The organism is Algoriphagus sp. 10J20-15 (genome assembly GCF_055809615.1).
The window spans coordinates 44,528-61,438 of record NZ_JBVVUG010000001.1; the positions used below are offsets into that span (position 1 = coordinate 44,528).

Here is a 16,911-nt window from a genome sequence, read left to right on the forward strand (position 1 = left end):
AATCACTAATTTGTTACAATTCTAATTTTTCAACTAGACGAAATATGAAAAACCTCATCCTACTTAGTTGGTTCTGTTTGATTCTTTTCTCCTGCGAAACTCAAGTTGGTTCTGATATACCCACCACTATTTATGTTGGTGGAGATATCATCACGATGGAAGGGGATGAACCAGCGTACGCTGAAGCTTTGGTAGAAAAAGAGGGGAAAATTCTTTTTGTCGGCACTATAAACAAAGCCAAAGAAATCGCCGGGGAAGATCATCAGCTGAAAAATCTAGAAGGGAAGACCTTGGTGCCAGGATTTATAGATGGCCATGCACATTTTGGGGGATTTGGAGCACAGGCTATCGCAGCTAATTTATTGGCCAGCCCTGATGGTGAGGTCAATTCCATCCCCGAATTAGTCGCCGAATTGAAGTCTTGGCACTCAGAAAATGGAACTGATAAAACTCAGGGATGGATCGTTGGTTTAGGATTTGACGATGCTGTTCTAGTTGAAAATCGCTTCCCTACCAAAGAAGATTTGGATCAGGTTTCCACTGAAGTCCCAATTTGTATCATTCATATTTCCGGTCACTTTGCCGTGATGAACTCAAAAGGTCTCGAAATGAGTAATGTCACTGCAGAATCAAAGGATCCTGCAGGTGGAGTAATCCGAAGAATGCAAGGAAGCCAAGAGCCGAATGGAGTTCTCGAAGAACTTGCAGCTATCCCTTTATTTTTTCCAATTATTGGTCCTTCTGATCCTGAGTTAGCTTTTTATTATTTAGATAAATCTCAGGAAATGGCAGCCAAATTTGGCTACACCACTGCCCAAGAAGGAAGAGCAATGGCAAATCATGAGTTGATGGCAAGCTATGCGGAGAAGGGTAAATTTTATCTAGACGTAGTTTCCTACATCGACTATACAGCTCCTCAGTATTTTGACACCAAATGGTATGGAAAGGATTATACCAATCGCTACAGAATAGGTGGAATAAAAATGACGCTTGATGGATCACCTCAAGGAAGAACTGCTTGGCGGACAGAACCCTATTTAATCCCGCCAGATGGACAAAATAAAGACTATAAAGGATATCCTGCAATCGCTCAAGACGCCGAAGTACAACGAATAGTCAACATGGCTTTTGAAAATGAATGGCAACTACTTACGCACGCGAATGGGGATGCCGCAATGGACCAATTGATTCGAACTCTCCGACCTGCTATTACAAAATATGGAAACCAGGATCGTCGTAATGTGCTAATCCATGGTCAATACATTCGTCTGGATCAATTGGATAGCCTTGCTGATATGGACGTGATTGCTTCACTTTTCCCAATGCATACTTTTTACTGGGGAGATTGGCATAGGGAAATCATAGGTCAGGAAAAAGCTGATCAGATTTCTCCACTTCGCTCGGCTTTGGATCGAGGGATGAAAGTTACTTCTCACACCGATGCTCCAGTTGCATTTCCAAATTTGATGATGATCTTATGGACCACTGTCAATCGGGTTTCCCGAAGCGGTGAAATTATTGGTAAAGAAGAGCGATTAACTCCTTACGAGGCATTAAAATCTATCACGATCTGGGGCGCTTTCCAGCATTTTGAAGAAAATAGAAAGGGCAGTCTGGTGTCGGGGAAATGCAGCTCGACCTGGTTATTTTGGGACCAGAACCCCTTAAAGGTTGACCCAAATGCTATCTGAAAGACATTCAAGTAATGGAGACCATCAAGGAAGGAAAGACTATTTTTAAGAAATAATTCGAAAATAAATGTCTGACAATCCTATTCCTGAGTCACAACCCAACAATCCACTTCACGGCGTAAAGCTTGCAGATATGGTCGAGCATCTGGTAGAGTTCTATGGACGGGAGGAACTCGGTGAGCGGATAACTATTCGTTGCTTCACACATGATCCCTCGGTTAATTCTAGTTTGAAATTTCTTCGCAAAACTCCATGGGCTAGAGAGAGAGTGGAAGGTTTGTATTTGAAGTCTTTTGCGTGATGCGAAGAAAGGTTAATTGTAACCTTTGAGGTCTTCAAGACCTCGAAGGTTTTGATTGAATAGTGGATTTCTAGCAAATCGGTTCAAATCTACATGACTTGGACCATACCAAAATCAAGTCTTCAGACTTCTATTAAGTGTCAGCGTATTAGGAGGGACAGAAGACTAAATTTCATAGGTCACAAGCTAAAGAATTACGCCAGAAAGGATTATTGAATCGCATTTGTGCTCTCTGCGAAAACCTCCCTGCGCTTTGCGGTTCAACTTAATCAAGACCTTCGAGGTATTCCAAACCTCAAAGGTCATAAAAAAACCCGAAGGAATCTTCGGGCTTTTCGTTTTATGGTTTGTGGTTATTATACGTAGTTATTCAACATCACAGGCATTACTAGCATTAGGATGTCTTCGTTTTCATCCTGCTCAGCCGGAAGGATCAAACCTGCACGGTTAGGCGCAGAGAACTTCAAGCTAACTTCTTTGCAAGAAAGGTTATTCGGGACAGATTCTACCAGGAATTTAGCGTTGAAACCGATTTCGATATCCTCTCCATCGTGCTCACAGGAAAGTCTCTCATTCGCCTCGTTAGAGAAATCAAGATCTTCAGCAGAAATCATCAATTCGCTACCCGTCAATTTCAGTCTTACCTGATGGGTTGTTTTATTTGCATAGATCGCGATACGACGAAGTGAACTTAACAATTCTGAACGGTCAATAGTCATCACGTTCGGGTTTTCCGCAGGAATTACATTTTCGTAATCAGGGAAACGCTCGTCGATCAAACGACAAATCATCTTGATGTTATTGAAGTTGAAATAGGCGTTTGACTGATTAAACTCTACAGTTACCGGAAGATTTTCTGAAGGCAAAGTTGACTTCAAAAGGTTCAATGCTTTACGAGGAATAATCAAAGTAGCAGCATCCTGTGAAGCGATATCTACTCTTCTGTATCTTACCAGTCTATGTCCGTCAGTTGCTACGAAGGTAGTATTTGTTGGGCTTAGATTGATGTAAACACCAGTCATTGCAGGACGAAGTTCATCTGAACTAGTTGCGAAGATCGTGTTAGAAACAGCTGAAGAAAGCACCTCAGTAGACATGTCTACAGAAGTAGCGTTGCTTACAGTTGGAATTTTCGGGAAGTCAGTTGCATTCTCACCAGCCAATCTATATCGACCATTGTCAGAACTGATCTCAACCGCGTAAGTATCATGATCAATGCTGAAAGTAACCGGCTGCTCTGGTAGGTTTTTCAACGTCTCGATCAAAATCTTTGCAGGCACCGCGATATTTCCATCTTCCTTAGCCTCCACGTTGATTTCAGTAATCATAGAAGTCTGCAAATCAGATGCGGTAATGGTCAATAGACTCTCTTTGATCTCAAAAAGAAAATTTTCCAAAATTGGCACTACGGGATTGGTTGTTACCACACCGTTGATAGCCGAAAGCTGCTTTAATAATGCAGAAGAGGAAACAATAAATTTCATATGATTATAATTTTTCTATTGAAGGTCATATGGAATCTCGCATAGATTATGAACATCCCAATCTGAGAAGTTTAGTCATGCTCGATTTCATATCGTAGGGCTTAATATGTTTTTACTTTTGAATGGGGGTAAATTTATAAATAAATTCTAATTCGAACCGTCGTATAAATGATTCTCTGACAAAATAATGAAATAGAACCTATTTTTTTGACTCAGTTTATTCTGCGGCTATACTTATTCTTTCTAATCCACCACACCAATCCTCCAAAAATCACCAAAACAATCACCGGTGCTAGCACATTCAATCCTTGCCAGAATGCCTTTTGCTGCGCAATCTTAGCCTTATTCAAAGGACGAATCTGAAAAGATCGGGTACGGGAGGCAATAATTCCTTCCGGATCAGCAAGATATTGTGCTAGGTTTTTCAGGAAAAGCTTATTTGCAAAAGTCGTCTGACTAAAGGGATCTTCGCCCAAGGCCAAAGGCGTTCCATCCTCCAGATTTGTTAATGCTTGAAAAACATCACCATCACCTACTACGACCACTTTTCCTTTACCACTTTCCTTAAAATCTGCTTTCGCAAAGCCTTCTGGTAGGAAACGGTTTTTGTACAAGGAAGTAAATTCCCCTTCCAATAAATAGGCAAGTGGTAAATTTCTTAGCCCAAACTGCTTCACATCAGGCTCCTGCTCCATATCTGCAAAAGCCACACGCACGGGCGCTTGTAAAATACGTGACAAATCAGAACTAAAGATCAAAGGTGTTTTAGTTACTCCATCAGCTTTCACCGTATCCAGGCTACTTGCAAATCGAAACTCAACCACATCCAAGCCTTTGGTAATCGCATGCTCCTGCATCCTTCCAGCCAAAATATAAAATGGCCAAGGCAAAGAAACCATCTGCTGCTGATCTCCGAAATTCCCTCCCATCACAGGAATGTAGCCAAAGTTCAAGTCCTGAATCAAATCTTTATTCACACGAATTCCATAGCGGAAAAGAAGCTGATCCAAACCTACATCCACAGGCATTCCTAATGTGCCTTCACCTCCAGCATTCTCAATATCGACAGCCACGCCGTCTAGCAATACCACGAGATTTCCGCCTCCCATCACGTATTGATCAAGCAGGTAAATCTCACGTTCGGTAAATGCTTCCTTAGGTCCTTGGATAAAAATCATCTCAAACCCAGCTAAATCTGCTGGTGTTTTCGCTTGCTCAAGCGGCACCTTGAATAACTCAAAATCACCATCCAAGGCCTCTACCATGCCGTAGCCTTCATCCGAACCCATTTCTCCATGGCCCATAATCATGGCAATCGAGGAAGACTCAGGGGAAATCAATTGCCGGATCGCATTGCTTAACTCGAACTCCAAATTCTCAATGGATTGATTTAGAGTTTGATCTGGACTCATTCCGCGCTCTCCTTTGAGAATTAATGCTCCCGTTTCATATTCTTCATTGCTGACAAGAATACCCGGGAAAATAAGTTGCGTCTGCAAACCAGTAGGCTTATTGACAGAGAGATTGGTAGGGTTAATTCCGTACTGAGTTAAGGAAAGTATAAATTCCTCCTGCAGATCAGCTTCTATGCTTAATGGATCAAAATAAGAAAAAGTGATTTTCTCAGGACTGTAAGCATTAAAGGTGCGAACCGTTTCCTCAATAGATTTTTGCAATCTCCGCATGCCGCCGGGAAGGTCTTCACTCACCAAAAGAATATCCACGTGAAGCGGTTCGGTGATTTGCGAAAGCACTTCTTCTGTAGCAGGATGCAGAGAATAACGGTTTTCCTCAGTAAGATCAATTCTGAAATTCAGGAATTGAGCCAATAAGACAAATAACAAAACACCTCCGAAAAGTATCAACCAAGGCTTAGCAATATGTAAAGCGGCGTTTTTCATTTATTTCTCAAAGCCAATACTGCACCGCCCAAAAACAACCAGATCATCCCGAACAAAAAGAATAGATCTGCCGAATCAACCACCCCTCTACTCAAATTGATGTAATGAAAACTTAAGCTCACTTCATCTGCCCAATAGGAAATATTTCCAAGCTGCATATCCGCCAATGCCGAGAATCCAAAATACAAGACAAAACATAAAAACACACCCAACACGAAAGCAACTACTTGCTGTGAAGTAAGAGCACTCGCGAATAAGCCAACTGCAGCGAAAACCGCTCCTATCATAATCAAACCTATCCAAGAGCCAAAAAAACCAGCTTGATCAAGGTTTCCGACAGGATCACCAAGTTGTATAATGCTATAGAAATAAAGCAAAGTTGGTACAAGCGCTACCAGAACCAGACAAAGCAAGGCTAGGTATTTGGCCAAAATAATCTGCACCAACGACAGTGGTGAAGTTCTTAAAAGCTCCCAAGTTCCGGTTTTGCGCTCATCAGCGATAGCTCGCATAGAGAGGGCCGGAACCAGAAAGGTAAATACATAGGGAGTATAAGTGAAAAGTGCCTCAAGATCTGCATATCCATATTCCAATACGCTTGTTTCCGGAAAAACCCAGACGATCAACCCTAAAGCCACCAAGAATAAGGATAGCACTAGGTAACCTAACAGGCTACCAAAAAATGAATTGAATTCTTTTAGAAAAAGGCTGCTCATCTAGTGATCTCTCTAAAAATCTGTTCCAAATTCTTTTTACTCTGATTCAAACTAATCAGGTTCAAGGATCGCTCCTGCACGATGTTCATCACAGCTTTCCTTCCTAAAGCTGCATCTTGACAAGAAATCATCAGCTCTGAGGTTCCTTTGGAACCAAAGATCACAGTGCCAACATTCTCAAACCACTCCAGATGTAACTCCTCCTCTGTCTCCAGAATCAATTGAACTTCATTCGTTCCAGATTTCAACCTACTAAGTGAATCTGAAGCAAGGATTTTCCCTTTATTAATGATCACCACATCATGGCAAATAGCTTCTACCTCCTGCATGATGTGCGTGGAAAGAATAAGCGTTTTGTCTTTTGCAACTTCTTGAATCAGACTTCTTATTTCTACCAATTGATTTGGATCGAGACCGGTCGTAGGCTCATCCAAAATGATCACTTGAGGATCATGGATCAAAGCTCGCGCAAGTCCTACCCGCTGCCGATAACCTTTGGAAAGTTGTCCTATTTTCTTGTGCTGCTCCGGCTCTAGTCCGGTGCGATGAAGCAATTCCTTGGTTCGGGATTTTAAGATTTGACCAGACATTCCATATAAGCCTCCGGAGAATTCCAGAAATTCCCGCACATACATATCAAGATATAAGGGGTTATGCTCAGGCAGGTAGCCAATGAGTCTACTCACTTCCTTCGGTGAATTCACAGCATCCTTTCCCATCACAGTAACTCCGCCAGAGTTGGCAGAAATGTAACCAGTAATCACCTTCATGGTGGTTGATTTCCCTGCTCCATTTGGTCCCAAAAAACCAAGTATCCTTCCCGGCGTAGCCGAAAATGACACTTCATCAAGTGCTTTTTGTGTTCCGTAAATTTTGGTGAGCTGGGATACTTCTAGTGACATGTAGCTTTTTTAGTCATTCAAAAGTAGGGAAAAAATGTAGCTTTCATTAGCAAAGACTTGATTGACTTACTTAACGAAAAAAAGGGGCAATTCTGATTTTGATAATCTAGCCAAAATCAGAATTACCACCCCAAATTATTTACCAGCGCTCAATTTCTCAAGTAAAAGCTCAATCTTGGTGATCCCTACATATTCGGCAACCAATTGTTTTTTACCATCATAAACGTAAATTGAAGGCACACTTCTTACTTGATAGAAACTAGCTACTTTCATTTCAGAATCAAGTAAAAAATGAACATTGCTCTTGTCCTTAATTCCTAGACCATCTGCAAAATCTATCATTTCCTCCATAGGCTGCACCGTTGTTAGAATTAAGTTGTAGTCCTTAAACTCTTCAATTCTTTTGGAAATATTCCCGAGTTCCTCTTGGCAAAGATGGCAGGTGGAGTTGTAGTAAATGAATAGTGTCGGCTTTGCCCCCGCCACTCCGTGAATTGAGGTTGCCTTTCCATTGATATCATTCAAGGTAAAGTCTGGCAGTTCGCTTGGAGCAGTGAGAATAGCAGCTTCAGCGGAAGTTCCTAGTTGAGACAAATACCCCATGTAGGATGCACCACCTAAAAGGACTATCAGTAGAATTATCAGATTTGTTTTTTTCATAGCTCAAAAGATATTTTTCAAAATAAACACATAACTCGCTCAAAACAATTTTAAAGCATGCCAAATGGCTATTTTCTGGCTTCTAAAACCACAATAAATCTCATAAAAAACACCGATGAGCCTCTTTAAAATACTCATCGGTGTTTGAATTATTTTTACAGTATATTCTTATTTCTTGCCTTTTGGCCTCAAAGGTCTGCATTCCACATCAGCCACAAAGTAGTTCGGATGAGTTTCTAAAGTCTGTACCATAGTGGTCGCCACATCGATTGGCCTCATCATATTTTCGTGGGCATCCACACCCGGTATTTCGTCGAAAAAATTGGTTTGAATTGAGCCAGGATAAATCGTGGATACTTTAATACCAAAATCTCTTAGCTCCATATAAAGTGAATGGGAAATCCCTCTCACCGCATGCTTGGTACCTACGTATCCAGCAAACTTATTCACTCCATTCAATCCTGCGATAGATGCCACATTCAAAATATGTCCTTCATCTGCAGCTTTCATACTAGGAATCAAGCGCTTGGTGGTGTAGAAAATCCCATGAACATTGGTATCAAACATGGCTTTCCAGTCCTCTGAGGAGAAGGTTTCTGTATCCCCAGCTACCCCAAATCCAGCATTGTTTACAAGGATTCTAATATCTTTTCCAAGTTTTCCAGTAGTTGCTTGAAACGCATGTTCCACTGACTCTTCTTTTGCCACATCACAGCTAAAAAAATGGAAATTTTCATGCTGAAAGTCTGGTGCATTTCTCCCCCAGCCAGCGACTACAGTTCCTTTTTCAATTAACAATTTGACTACTTCCAGTCCTATACCTTTACTTACGCCAGTTACTACAGCTATTTGATTATTGAGTTGCATAAATTCTTATTATATGATTGTTCTATACAAAGTCATTTGAATTGAAATAGTTCTTTTCAATAAGACTTTTAAGCATTTGGCGTTGAAAAAGCTTGAGCATTAGCACATTTTTCTAAATTTGATAAATACCAATACATAGCACCAACCATGAAATACCTTTTATACTCACTGTTTTTTGTGTCAATGTTTGTAGGAACAGAAACGCTTTTGGCACAAACAGCACTCCGCTCAACTATCGACACAAAAGCAAAGGCAATTGAAGCCAAAGTGATCGAGTGGCGCAGGGATATTCACATGCACCCTGAGCTGGGAAATCAGGAGTTTCGCACTGCAAAGAAAATAGCAGACCATCTTCGCTCTCTTGGAATTGAGGTGACTGAAAATGTAGCTGTAACTGGAGTAGTTGGTGTGTTGGAAGGTGGAAAGCCAGGACCTACAGTCGCGCTTCGGGCAGATATGGATGGGCTCCCAGTCACCGAACGCAATGATTTGCCTTTTAAATCTGTAAATACAGCAACTTACAATGGTCAGGAAACCGGAGTAATGCATGCCTGTGGCCATGATTCTCACGTCGCCATATTGATGGGAGTGGCAGAAGTGTTGGCCAGCATGAAAGGCGAACTACAAGGCACAGTGAAATTTCTTTTCCAACCAGCAGAAGAAGGAGTTTTAGATGCAGATATAGCTGGTGCTGAGCTAATGGTAAAAGAAGGAGTGATGGATGACGTGGATGCCGTTTTCGGCTTGCATATCAATTCCCAAACCGAAGTAGGAAAAATCGGTTATAGATCTGGACCGATCATGGCAGCAGTAGACAATCTGGAAATCACCGTCAAAGGTGTACAAGCACATGGCGCTTATCCTTGGTCAAGTGTGGATCCAATAGTCACTAGTTCACAGATCATCATGGGGCTTCAGACTATACTTTCCAGAAGTGTAAACGTCACCCAAAATCCTGCTGTAGTGACAATCGGAGCTATTCATGGAGGAATCCGCCATAACATTATCCCAGAGGAAGTCAAATTGATAGGTACCGTAAGAACATTTGGCGATGAGCAGCAAAAGCTGGTACATAAGCGGATCAATGAGATCGTAATAAATATTGCTGAAAGCGCTGGGGCGACCGTTGACTTGAAGCTCGAGAAACTATATCCTTCCACGGTCAATCATCCAGATTTGACAAAGGAAATGCTTCCATCATTGGAAGCCGCAGCAGGAGCAGAGAATTTAATCTATCTCAATCCAGTAACCGGAGCAGAGGATTTTAGCTTTTTCCAGAGGGAAAAGCCGGGTGTGTTTATCTTTCTAGGAGGCATGAAAAAAGGTGGTGACCCATTGACTACACCTTCGCATCATACGCCTGGATTCTATATCGACGAAGGTGGATTTGTGCTAGGAATGCGAACCTTGAGTTATTTCGTTGTGGATTATATGGAAAAGAATAAATGAGTAGAATAATAGCTCATGATTATGAAATCAACTCTAGCCATACTTTTAATTGTAATCTTTTCTATTCTTGCTTTAATTCATTTTTACTGGGCAAGTGGAGGGGTTTGGGGATTTGAAAGTGTCATACCTACAAATGAACAAGGGCAGCAAATGCTGAGTCCGCAGACATTTGACAGCATAATTGTTGGGTCTGGACTAACTCTATTCGCAGCATTTTACTGGATAACCTTCATTTCGGCAAATCGCAAATTACCGTTTTGGGTTAGAATAATTGGGCTTTGGGCTGTCCCACTAATTTTTGGGTTGAGAGCTTTGGGTGATTTCAAATACATTGGTTTTTTCAAAAAAATTAAATCAACAGAATTTGCAAAATCAGACACCTTATTCTTTTCTCCTTTGTGTTTAATTATCGCGATAGTAGGTTTTATATTACTGTATAAAAGCCTTCAAATTTCAAGAAAAATCAGTTCTATTTGAACTGGTTTTTCTTTTTTAGGAATTCATAGTATAGATCAAAAAAGAGGTGGCACTTTAAAGTCACCCTCATAATATTTTTCGAAGATGAAGGTATCATCAGACAACTTTTTATAAGCTGCAATCTTTCCTGAAGTATCATTGCTAATGAAGGCATTTATTAAGTCATTGAAGGCAGAAAGCCCTAAAGCTTGCTGAAATCCATGACCATCTCTGAGTAAGAGCAACGTGCAATTAGTATAATACTCTGCGAGCACATCGTATGATTTGGAGTAAATCAAATGGTCAAAAGCTCCTCCAATCAGAATCATCTTCCCCTCAAATCCCAACAATCGATCGTAGTTGGTTCCATAGAAATCGAAGTTGTCATTTTGATAGGTGATCCAAAGTGGATTACTCAATTTTTTCAGTACTTCTAAGTTTGGATTGATCTTTTGAGAAGAATTTTGCATTCCCGAGACGGCTATAGCATGTTCAAATGCCCGCACAAGTAATGGGATATTTGTTGCAGAATCTTGGGTAGAAGCCAACCCCTTCAGCACATCCTGAAAAATCATAAACTCAATCAGATTGTGCTTCGCAGCGGCCTTTCGCCCCAAATTTACATTGTAGAAATTTGCATAATAACTGAAATCAAAGTTCTGCTCATCATTAAGTGTCAAACCTTGAAAGGTTAATCCTGAGGAAGAAAAACTCATGTTCTTTTGAACGTCAAAAACCAAGGGATTAACACTGATCATTGTGCTTACATGCTGAGGAAACAAGGAAAGGTAATGCTGCAACACCATGGCCGAAGATGAATATCCCAACAAAATCACTTGCTCTTCCCCGAGTAATTCCTCCCTGATCATTTCTACATCGCGCGCAACCTGATCTTGGTTAAAAAGAGTGTAAGCCAACTCATAATCTGGACTTCCAGTAAGCATCACGCCTCTTTTTAGCTCCTCATTATCCTTTCTCCCCTTGATCAAAACAAAATTGCTGGACTCAGAGAAATCCAGCAATTCATGAAAAGGCATATAAAGTTCATCGAAAGCATCCTCTAATAGAAATACCGTTTCCTTTTCTGCATCAAACTCATTTAAGAACTCAACCTGAATTTCGATTTTTCTTGAATCGGGTAGCTGATGGTTGTATGGAACCAAAAAAGATTGTGCCTGAAGGGAAGCACTGACAAAAACAAAAAATAAAACTAATCTCACATCTCAAATTTTATCATTACAAATAAAACTTCAAACAGATGGAGATTAGTTTTAGAGAAAATTAACCTTTCTTAGTTATAGGCTATTTCCCCTTATTTTTCTGATGCTTGGTCTTCATCTGATTTCTATTGGTCTTGGCTTTGGAATTTTTATTGCCACGCTTTTTCTCTTTCTCCTGTGCCTCTAGATGCGGGTTCGGCTTTTTATGTTCCTTTTTCTCATGAAAAGCTCCTTTGTAATCAGGATTATCGCGTTGGAGTAAACGATCCAATTCACGCGCATAGGCTTGTTTTTCTTCATAGGGAGTCGGCGTTATGTCCACTTCAGAAGGAATTTCAGCCTCTTCAACTTTCATTCTGATGATCTCCTCGATCTTGTCAAAGTGATATTCCTCGGCAGGATTCACGAAACTGATAGCCTTACCTTCATTCGTCGCTCTTCCTGTCCTCCCTATTCTATGCACATAATCCTCATAGATCAACGGCACATCAAAATTTACCACGTGAGATACCATTGTTACATCCAATCCTCTGGAAGCAACATCTGTCGCCACCAAAATCCGAACATCTCCACCTTTAAAATCCTCAATGGAATTGATTCTTGTATTCTGTCCTTTATTGGCATGGATCACGCGAACTTCTCCATAACTTCTATGACTCAGAAAGGCGAAAACCTCTTCTGCATTTCTTCTGGATCTGGTGAAAATGATGGCTCTGTTGATCTCTTCATTTTTAAAGAGATGAGCAAGAAGACTAAGTTTAGTCTTAATATTTGGAACCAAGTATTTCACTTGACCAATAGTCTCAGCCGTAGTAGCCTGAGGAGTAACTTCTACTCTTTCCGGAAATTCCAAAAACTCCGCTGCAAAGCGATCGATTCGTTCTCCAAAAGTTGCGGAGAAAAGTAGGTTCTGTCGCTTTCTAGGAATGATTTCCAAAATCGATCGGATCTGAGGCATAAAGCCCATGTCCATCATTTTGTCAGCCTCATCCAGCACCATGGTTTTTATTTCTTTGGTCAGGATTTTTCCTTTTCTATAAATATCCAGAAATCTCCCCGGGGTAGAAACGATGATATCCACGCCTTTTTCTAGGATTTCTATCTGAGTTTTTGGTCCCAAACCTCCATAAAGCGCAACCATTCTCAGGTCAGTATTCGCTGACATTTGAACCACCACTTCTTCGATCTGCATTACTAGCTCACGAGTAGGTGCCAAAATTACTGCTCTGGCATGATCCCCTTGGGCATATTTCACCTTCATTAGAACCGGCAACACATAGGCAGCAGTCTTACCAGTACCTGTCTGAGCGATACCTAATACATCGTGACCAGCAAGAGCAAGAGGAATTGCTTTTTCCTGAATTGGGGTAGGATGAACATATCCGGCGTCCGCCACGGCATTCAATAGCTGTCTATTTAGCTTAAATGCTTCAAATGTTGAGGCCTCATTGCTCATGATTCGTTAATTTTGGTTGAAATAGTAAAATCCAAAAAGGAATAAAGATGAAAAGTATTCTGATCACCGGTGCAAATATAGTCAATGAAGGCCGGATAAGTCTTGGCGATGTGTTAGTAGAAAATGGAAGAATCTCAAAACTGGGTGACAACCTCAGTGCTGAGCAGGCAGATATCCATATAGACGGAACTGGAAAACATCTTTTCCCAGGGCTAATTGATGATCAGGTACACTTCAGAGAGCCGGGGCTTACACACAAAGCTGAGATCTATACCGAAGCTAAGGCGGGAGTCGCTGGTGGTACCACTTCCTACATGGAAATGCCGAATACCATTCCCCAAGCCACGACGGTGGAATTGCTCGAACAGAAATACTCCAGAGCTGCAGAAGTTTCATTAGCGAACTATTCATTTTTCATGGGAGCTACTAACAGCAATTTGGATGAGATCATGAAAGTGGATTTTGAAAAAGTTTGCGGATTGAAGATTTTTCAGGGCTCGTCTACCGGAAATATGGTCGTGGATAACATTGAGTCTCTGGAAGGAATATTTAAAGAATGTAAAGCAATAATCGCTATCCACAGCGAAAACGATGACATCATCAAAGCAAATTTCGATAAATACAAAGCTATCTACGGGGATGATATCCCTGTCAAATTTCACCCAAAGATCAGATCAGAGGAAGCTTGCTTTGATGCTTCGAGCCGGGCAGTCGCCATGGCAAAAAAACATGGAACCCGACTTCACATATTACATATTAGCACAGCAAAGGAATTGGAGTTATTCACAAATACAATTCCTTTGGAACAGAAAAAAGTAACCGCGGAGGCTTGTATCCATCACATGTGGTTTGCTGAGGAAGATTATGATTCAAAAGGCACCTTGATCAAATGGAACCCAGCGGTAAAGACTGCAAAAGATAGAGATGCAATCTTCAATGCAATGCTTGACGGAACTATCGATGTGATCGCCACTGATCACGCTCCTCATACCTTAGAAGAAAAAGCACTGGTGTATACCAAAGCTCCTTCCGGAGGCCCATTGAATCAGCACAGTTTAGTCGCTATGCTTGACTTCTACCATCAGGGTAAAATCAGCTTGGAGAAAATTGCTCTTAAAATGTGTCACAACGTAGCCACACTATTTAATATTAAAGAAAGAGGATTCATCCGGGAAGGATATTATGCTGATTTGGTACTGGTAGACTTAAATAATCCATGGAAGGTATCCAAAGAAAACATTTTATCGAAGTGTGGCTGGTCGCCATTCGAAGGACACACATTTCAGTCAAAAGTCACACACACAGTCGTTTCTGGACATTTAGCGTACGAAAACGGTACATTTCATGAAGAGAAGAAAGGTGACAGACTTATTTTTTCTATAAATTTTTGATAATCCTATTGCGCTGATTCAGCTTAATCATTACTTTTGCAGACCGTTTGGAAGAAACCAGTTCAAACGTATATATGGTGATTGTAGCTCAGCTGGTTAGAGCGCTGGTTTGTGGATCCAGAGGTCGCCGGTTCGAACCCGGTCTTTCACCCAAAAGCCCCTCATTTTGAGGGGCTTTTCTTATTAATAGAGCCTCTATTGGCACAGCATTTGATAAATCCTGCCAGAACTAAACCAACTTCAGATGTTCACTTTGTTCAAAACTTCGCCAAAATTCCCACAGGTAAAACCTATCAATATCAGAATGGCAAAAAGTTACCTGATGAAATTCGAAGAATCGCTAAAAAATTTCGAAGAAGTCCAAAAAGAGGCGATTCATTCTTAATTATTTCAACAAAGACAAAAGGTTATGGAAACATAACCTTTATTTTTTACCATTTCATTTTTCTTGTCGGTGCAAAACTCTATTTTTAACAACATAGAATTTTCCCCGCATGAGTTATATCCATTTCGATAAAACACAACTAATCAATCTGAATTATTCTCTTGAGAGAGAGATCATCAGATCCAATCGTTCCGGCGCCTATACCAGCACTTCAATAATTTGCTGCAACACCCGTAAATACCATGGGCTACTCGTAGTGCCTCAACCAAAAATCGACTCACAAAGCCACGTAATGTTATCTACCGTTCATGAAACGGTAATCCAACATGGAGCCAGTTTTAATTTAGGGATAAGCAAATTCCCGGGAAATTACTCCCCACGAGGCCATAAATACCTCGAGGATTTCGATTCTGAACCCATCCCTAAACTAACCTATCGTGTAGGTGGAGTTCTTTTGCAAAAGGAGTTGATACTGGATACCAACAGAGATCGCTTGATGATACGCTACACCTTGCTAGACGCACATTCGCCGACTAAAATACGTATACAACCCTTCTTGGCATTTAGAGGTTACCACGACCTCTGCAAGGCCAATACTTACATAAACAAGAAATATAAAAAAGCTCCAAATGGAGCAATTTTCCACTTATATGACAAGTATGACCCACTTTATCTGCAGGTATCAAAGAAGGTAGAGTTTGTTCCTGCACCTGATTGGTATTACAATGTAGAGTATATTTTAGAACGCGAGCGAGGGTATGACTATCAGGAAGACTTATACGTCCCCGGGTATTTTGAATTTGAAATAGAAAAAGGTGAGTCTGTCATATTTTCAGCAGGACTGACAGAAGCCGATCCAAAAACACGTCAAAATGCCTTCGAGAAAGAAATCGCGAGGCGAATACCTAGAAGTAATTTTGTAAACTGCCTGAAGAATTCAGCAGGGCAATTTTTACGTCAGCGAGACGGAGACACCAGGGTAATTGCTGGTTACCCTTGGTTTGGCTGGTGGGGTAGAGATACTTTTGTAGCCGCTCCAGGAACTTACACTCACCACAGGAGATAATAAGACTTTTCTTGATATCATGGACACCATGTCCCGCGACTTGAAAGGCCCACTTTTTCCTAATGTCGGAAGCGGAGTCACCACTAATATGAATTCCATTGACGCACCATTATGGTACTTCTGGGCACTACAACAATACATCAAGTATACAGGCGATAGCAAAACAGTTAAAGAACGCTATTTGGGTAAAATGAAAGGTATTATTGATGGGTACCTCAATGGTACAGATTTCAATATTCACGTTTTAGAGAATGGCCTAGTGTATGGTGGAGAGGAGGGTAAAGCACTTACCTGGATGGACGCCGTAACCCCAGATGGTCCTGTTACTCCACGGATGGGGTGCCCAGTTGAAATCCAAGCCTTATGGTATAACGCTTTGTGTTTCTATCATGAATTAACTGGAGATGAAGAAATAGCAGATCATGCAACAAAAATCGGCCATACCTTTGAAAAAGAGTTTTGGTCTGATGAGCATGGTTATCTGGCAGATTACATTGACGGGGAAGAAAAAGACTGGGCAATTCGTCCAAATATGATTTTTGCTACCTCTCTCCCTTATGTCATGCTGAGTGATGAAAAATGTGATCAAGTGTTGGAAACTGCCAAATCAAAACTTCTCACAACCAGAGGCATGAGATCTCTTTCTCCTGACGACCCAGCTTACAAAGGCTACTATTTCGGTGATCAAATTAGTAGAGATGAAGCTTATCACAATGGAACAGTTTGGGTTTGGCCCCTAGGTCACTTTGTAGAAGCATACATTAGGCTACATGGTAAGTCTGGTGCGAATTTTATTCAAAAAATTGTAAAGGGTTTTGATGGCGTAATGACTCAATATGGAGTGGGAGCTGTGGCAGAAATTTATGATGGTGATCCACCGCATCGCCCTAAAGGCGCAATATCACAAGCGTGGAGCGTATCAGAATTGCTTAGAATGATGGATTTGGTCAAAAAGATATAATAGAC

At 41.0% G+C, this 16,911-nt stretch carries 13 protein-coding genes, 1 tRNA gene and 1 pseudogene; 7 read left to right on the forward strand and 8 right to left on the reverse strand.

The window, feature by feature from the left end; all coding sequences use genetic code 11:
* Positions 1-44 precede the first annotated feature (44 nt).
* Entirely contained in the window at positions 45-1,691 is a 1,647-nt protein-coding gene (locus tag AC0L6R_RS00215; RefSeq protein ID WP_473269347.1) for an amidohydrolase, read from the forward strand.
* Between the two features lie 67 nt (positions 1,692-1,758).
* Positions 1,759-1,992: a VF530 family protein gene (locus AC0L6R_RS00220; protein WP_473269348.1), complete on the forward strand. Its 234-nt coding sequence runs from the start codon at positions 1,759-1,761 to the stop codon at positions 1,990-1,992.
* Positions 1,993-2,348: 356 nt separating this feature from the next.
* Here AC0L6R_RS00220 and dnaN read toward each other — a convergent pair whose 3' ends face one another.
* From dnaN to AC0L6R_RS00250, 6 genes are all read right to left on the reverse strand, one after another.
* The gene (gene dnaN, locus AC0L6R_RS00225; RefSeq protein WP_473269349.1) at positions 2,349-3,476 is read right to left on the reverse strand and encodes a DNA polymerase III subunit beta; all 1,128 of its coding nucleotides are present in this window, start codon (positions 3,474-3,476) and stop codon (positions 2,349-2,351) included.
* A 212-nt stretch (positions 3,477-3,688) separates the two neighbouring features.
* A complete protein-coding gene (gene gldG, locus AC0L6R_RS00230) occupies positions 3,689-5,377 on the reverse strand; it encodes a gliding motility-associated ABC transporter substrate-binding protein GldG (RefSeq protein ID WP_283414078.1) in 1,689 nt (562 codons plus the stop codon).
* Positions 5,374-6,093 (reverse strand): gliding motility-associated ABC transporter permease subunit GldF, encoded by a 720-nt coding sequence (gldF, locus tag AC0L6R_RS00235; RefSeq protein WP_473269350.1) that lies wholly within the window; start codon positions 6,091-6,093, stop codon positions 5,374-5,376. Before gldF ends, gldG begins: the two co-directional genes overlap by 4 nt.
* Positions 6,090-6,995: a gliding motility-associated ABC transporter ATP-binding subunit GldA gene (gldA, locus tag AC0L6R_RS00240; protein ID WP_473269351.1), complete on the reverse strand. Its 906-nt coding sequence runs from the start codon at positions 6,993-6,995 to the stop codon at positions 6,090-6,092. Before gldA ends, gldF begins: the two co-directional genes overlap by 4 nt.
* 135 nt (positions 6,996-7,130) lie before the next feature.
* On the reverse strand, positions 7,131-7,655 hold the full coding sequence (locus tag AC0L6R_RS00245) for a peroxiredoxin family protein (RefSeq protein ID WP_473269352.1): 525 nt from the start codon (positions 7,653-7,655) through the stop codon (positions 7,131-7,133).
* Positions 7,656-7,823: 168 nt separating this feature from the next.
* Positions 7,824-8,522, reverse strand: a complete 699-nt coding sequence (locus AC0L6R_RS00250) for an SDR family oxidoreductase (protein ID WP_473269353.1) — start codon at positions 8,520-8,522, stop codon at positions 7,824-7,826.
* 147 nt (positions 8,523-8,669) lie between these two features.
* Here AC0L6R_RS00250 and AC0L6R_RS00255 point away from each other — a divergent pair, with 147 nt between their 5' ends.
* Together AC0L6R_RS00255 and AC0L6R_RS00260 are read left to right on the forward strand one after the other, a co-directional pair.
* Entirely contained in the window at positions 8,670-9,971 is a 1,302-nt protein-coding gene (locus tag AC0L6R_RS00255) for an amidohydrolase (protein WP_473269354.1), read from the forward strand.
* Between the two features lie 21 nt (positions 9,972-9,992).
* Entirely contained in the window at positions 9,993-10,448 is a 456-nt protein-coding gene (locus AC0L6R_RS00260; RefSeq protein ID WP_473269355.1) for a DUF3995 domain-containing protein, read from the forward strand.
* A gap of 35 nt (positions 10,449-10,483) precedes the next feature.
* On the opposite strand, the gene AC0L6R_RS00265 is transcribed toward AC0L6R_RS00260, so the two are convergent.
* Together AC0L6R_RS00265 and AC0L6R_RS00270 are read right to left on the reverse strand one after the other, a co-directional pair.
* Positions 10,484-11,647: an alpha/beta fold hydrolase gene (locus AC0L6R_RS00265; protein ID WP_473269356.1), complete on the reverse strand. Its 1,164-nt coding sequence runs from the start codon at positions 11,645-11,647 to the stop codon at positions 10,484-10,486.
* Between the two features lie 82 nt (positions 11,648-11,729).
* On the reverse strand, positions 11,730-13,103 hold the full coding sequence (locus tag AC0L6R_RS00270; protein WP_473269357.1) for a DEAD/DEAH box helicase: 1,374 nt from the start codon (positions 13,101-13,103) through the stop codon (positions 11,730-11,732).
* Positions 13,104-13,150: 47 nt separating this feature from the next.
* On the opposite strand from AC0L6R_RS00270, the gene AC0L6R_RS00275 reads away from it, so the two are divergent.
* The 3 genes and pseudogenes from AC0L6R_RS00275 (at position 13,151) to AC0L6R_RS00285 (ending at position 16,906) form a co-directional block, all read left to right on the forward strand.
* Positions 13,151-14,494 (forward strand): dihydroorotase, encoded by a 1,344-nt coding sequence (locus AC0L6R_RS00275; RefSeq protein ID WP_473269358.1) that lies wholly within the window; start codon positions 13,151-13,153, stop codon positions 14,492-14,494.
* A 76-nt stretch (positions 14,495-14,570) separates the two neighbouring features.
* Positions 14,571-14,646, forward strand: a tRNA-His gene (locus AC0L6R_RS00280).
* Positions 14,647-14,988: 342 nt separating this feature from the next.
* Positions 14,989-16,906: pseudogene (locus AC0L6R_RS00285) on the forward strand (amylo-alpha-1,6-glucosidase).
* Positions 16,907-16,911: the final 5 nt, after the last annotated feature.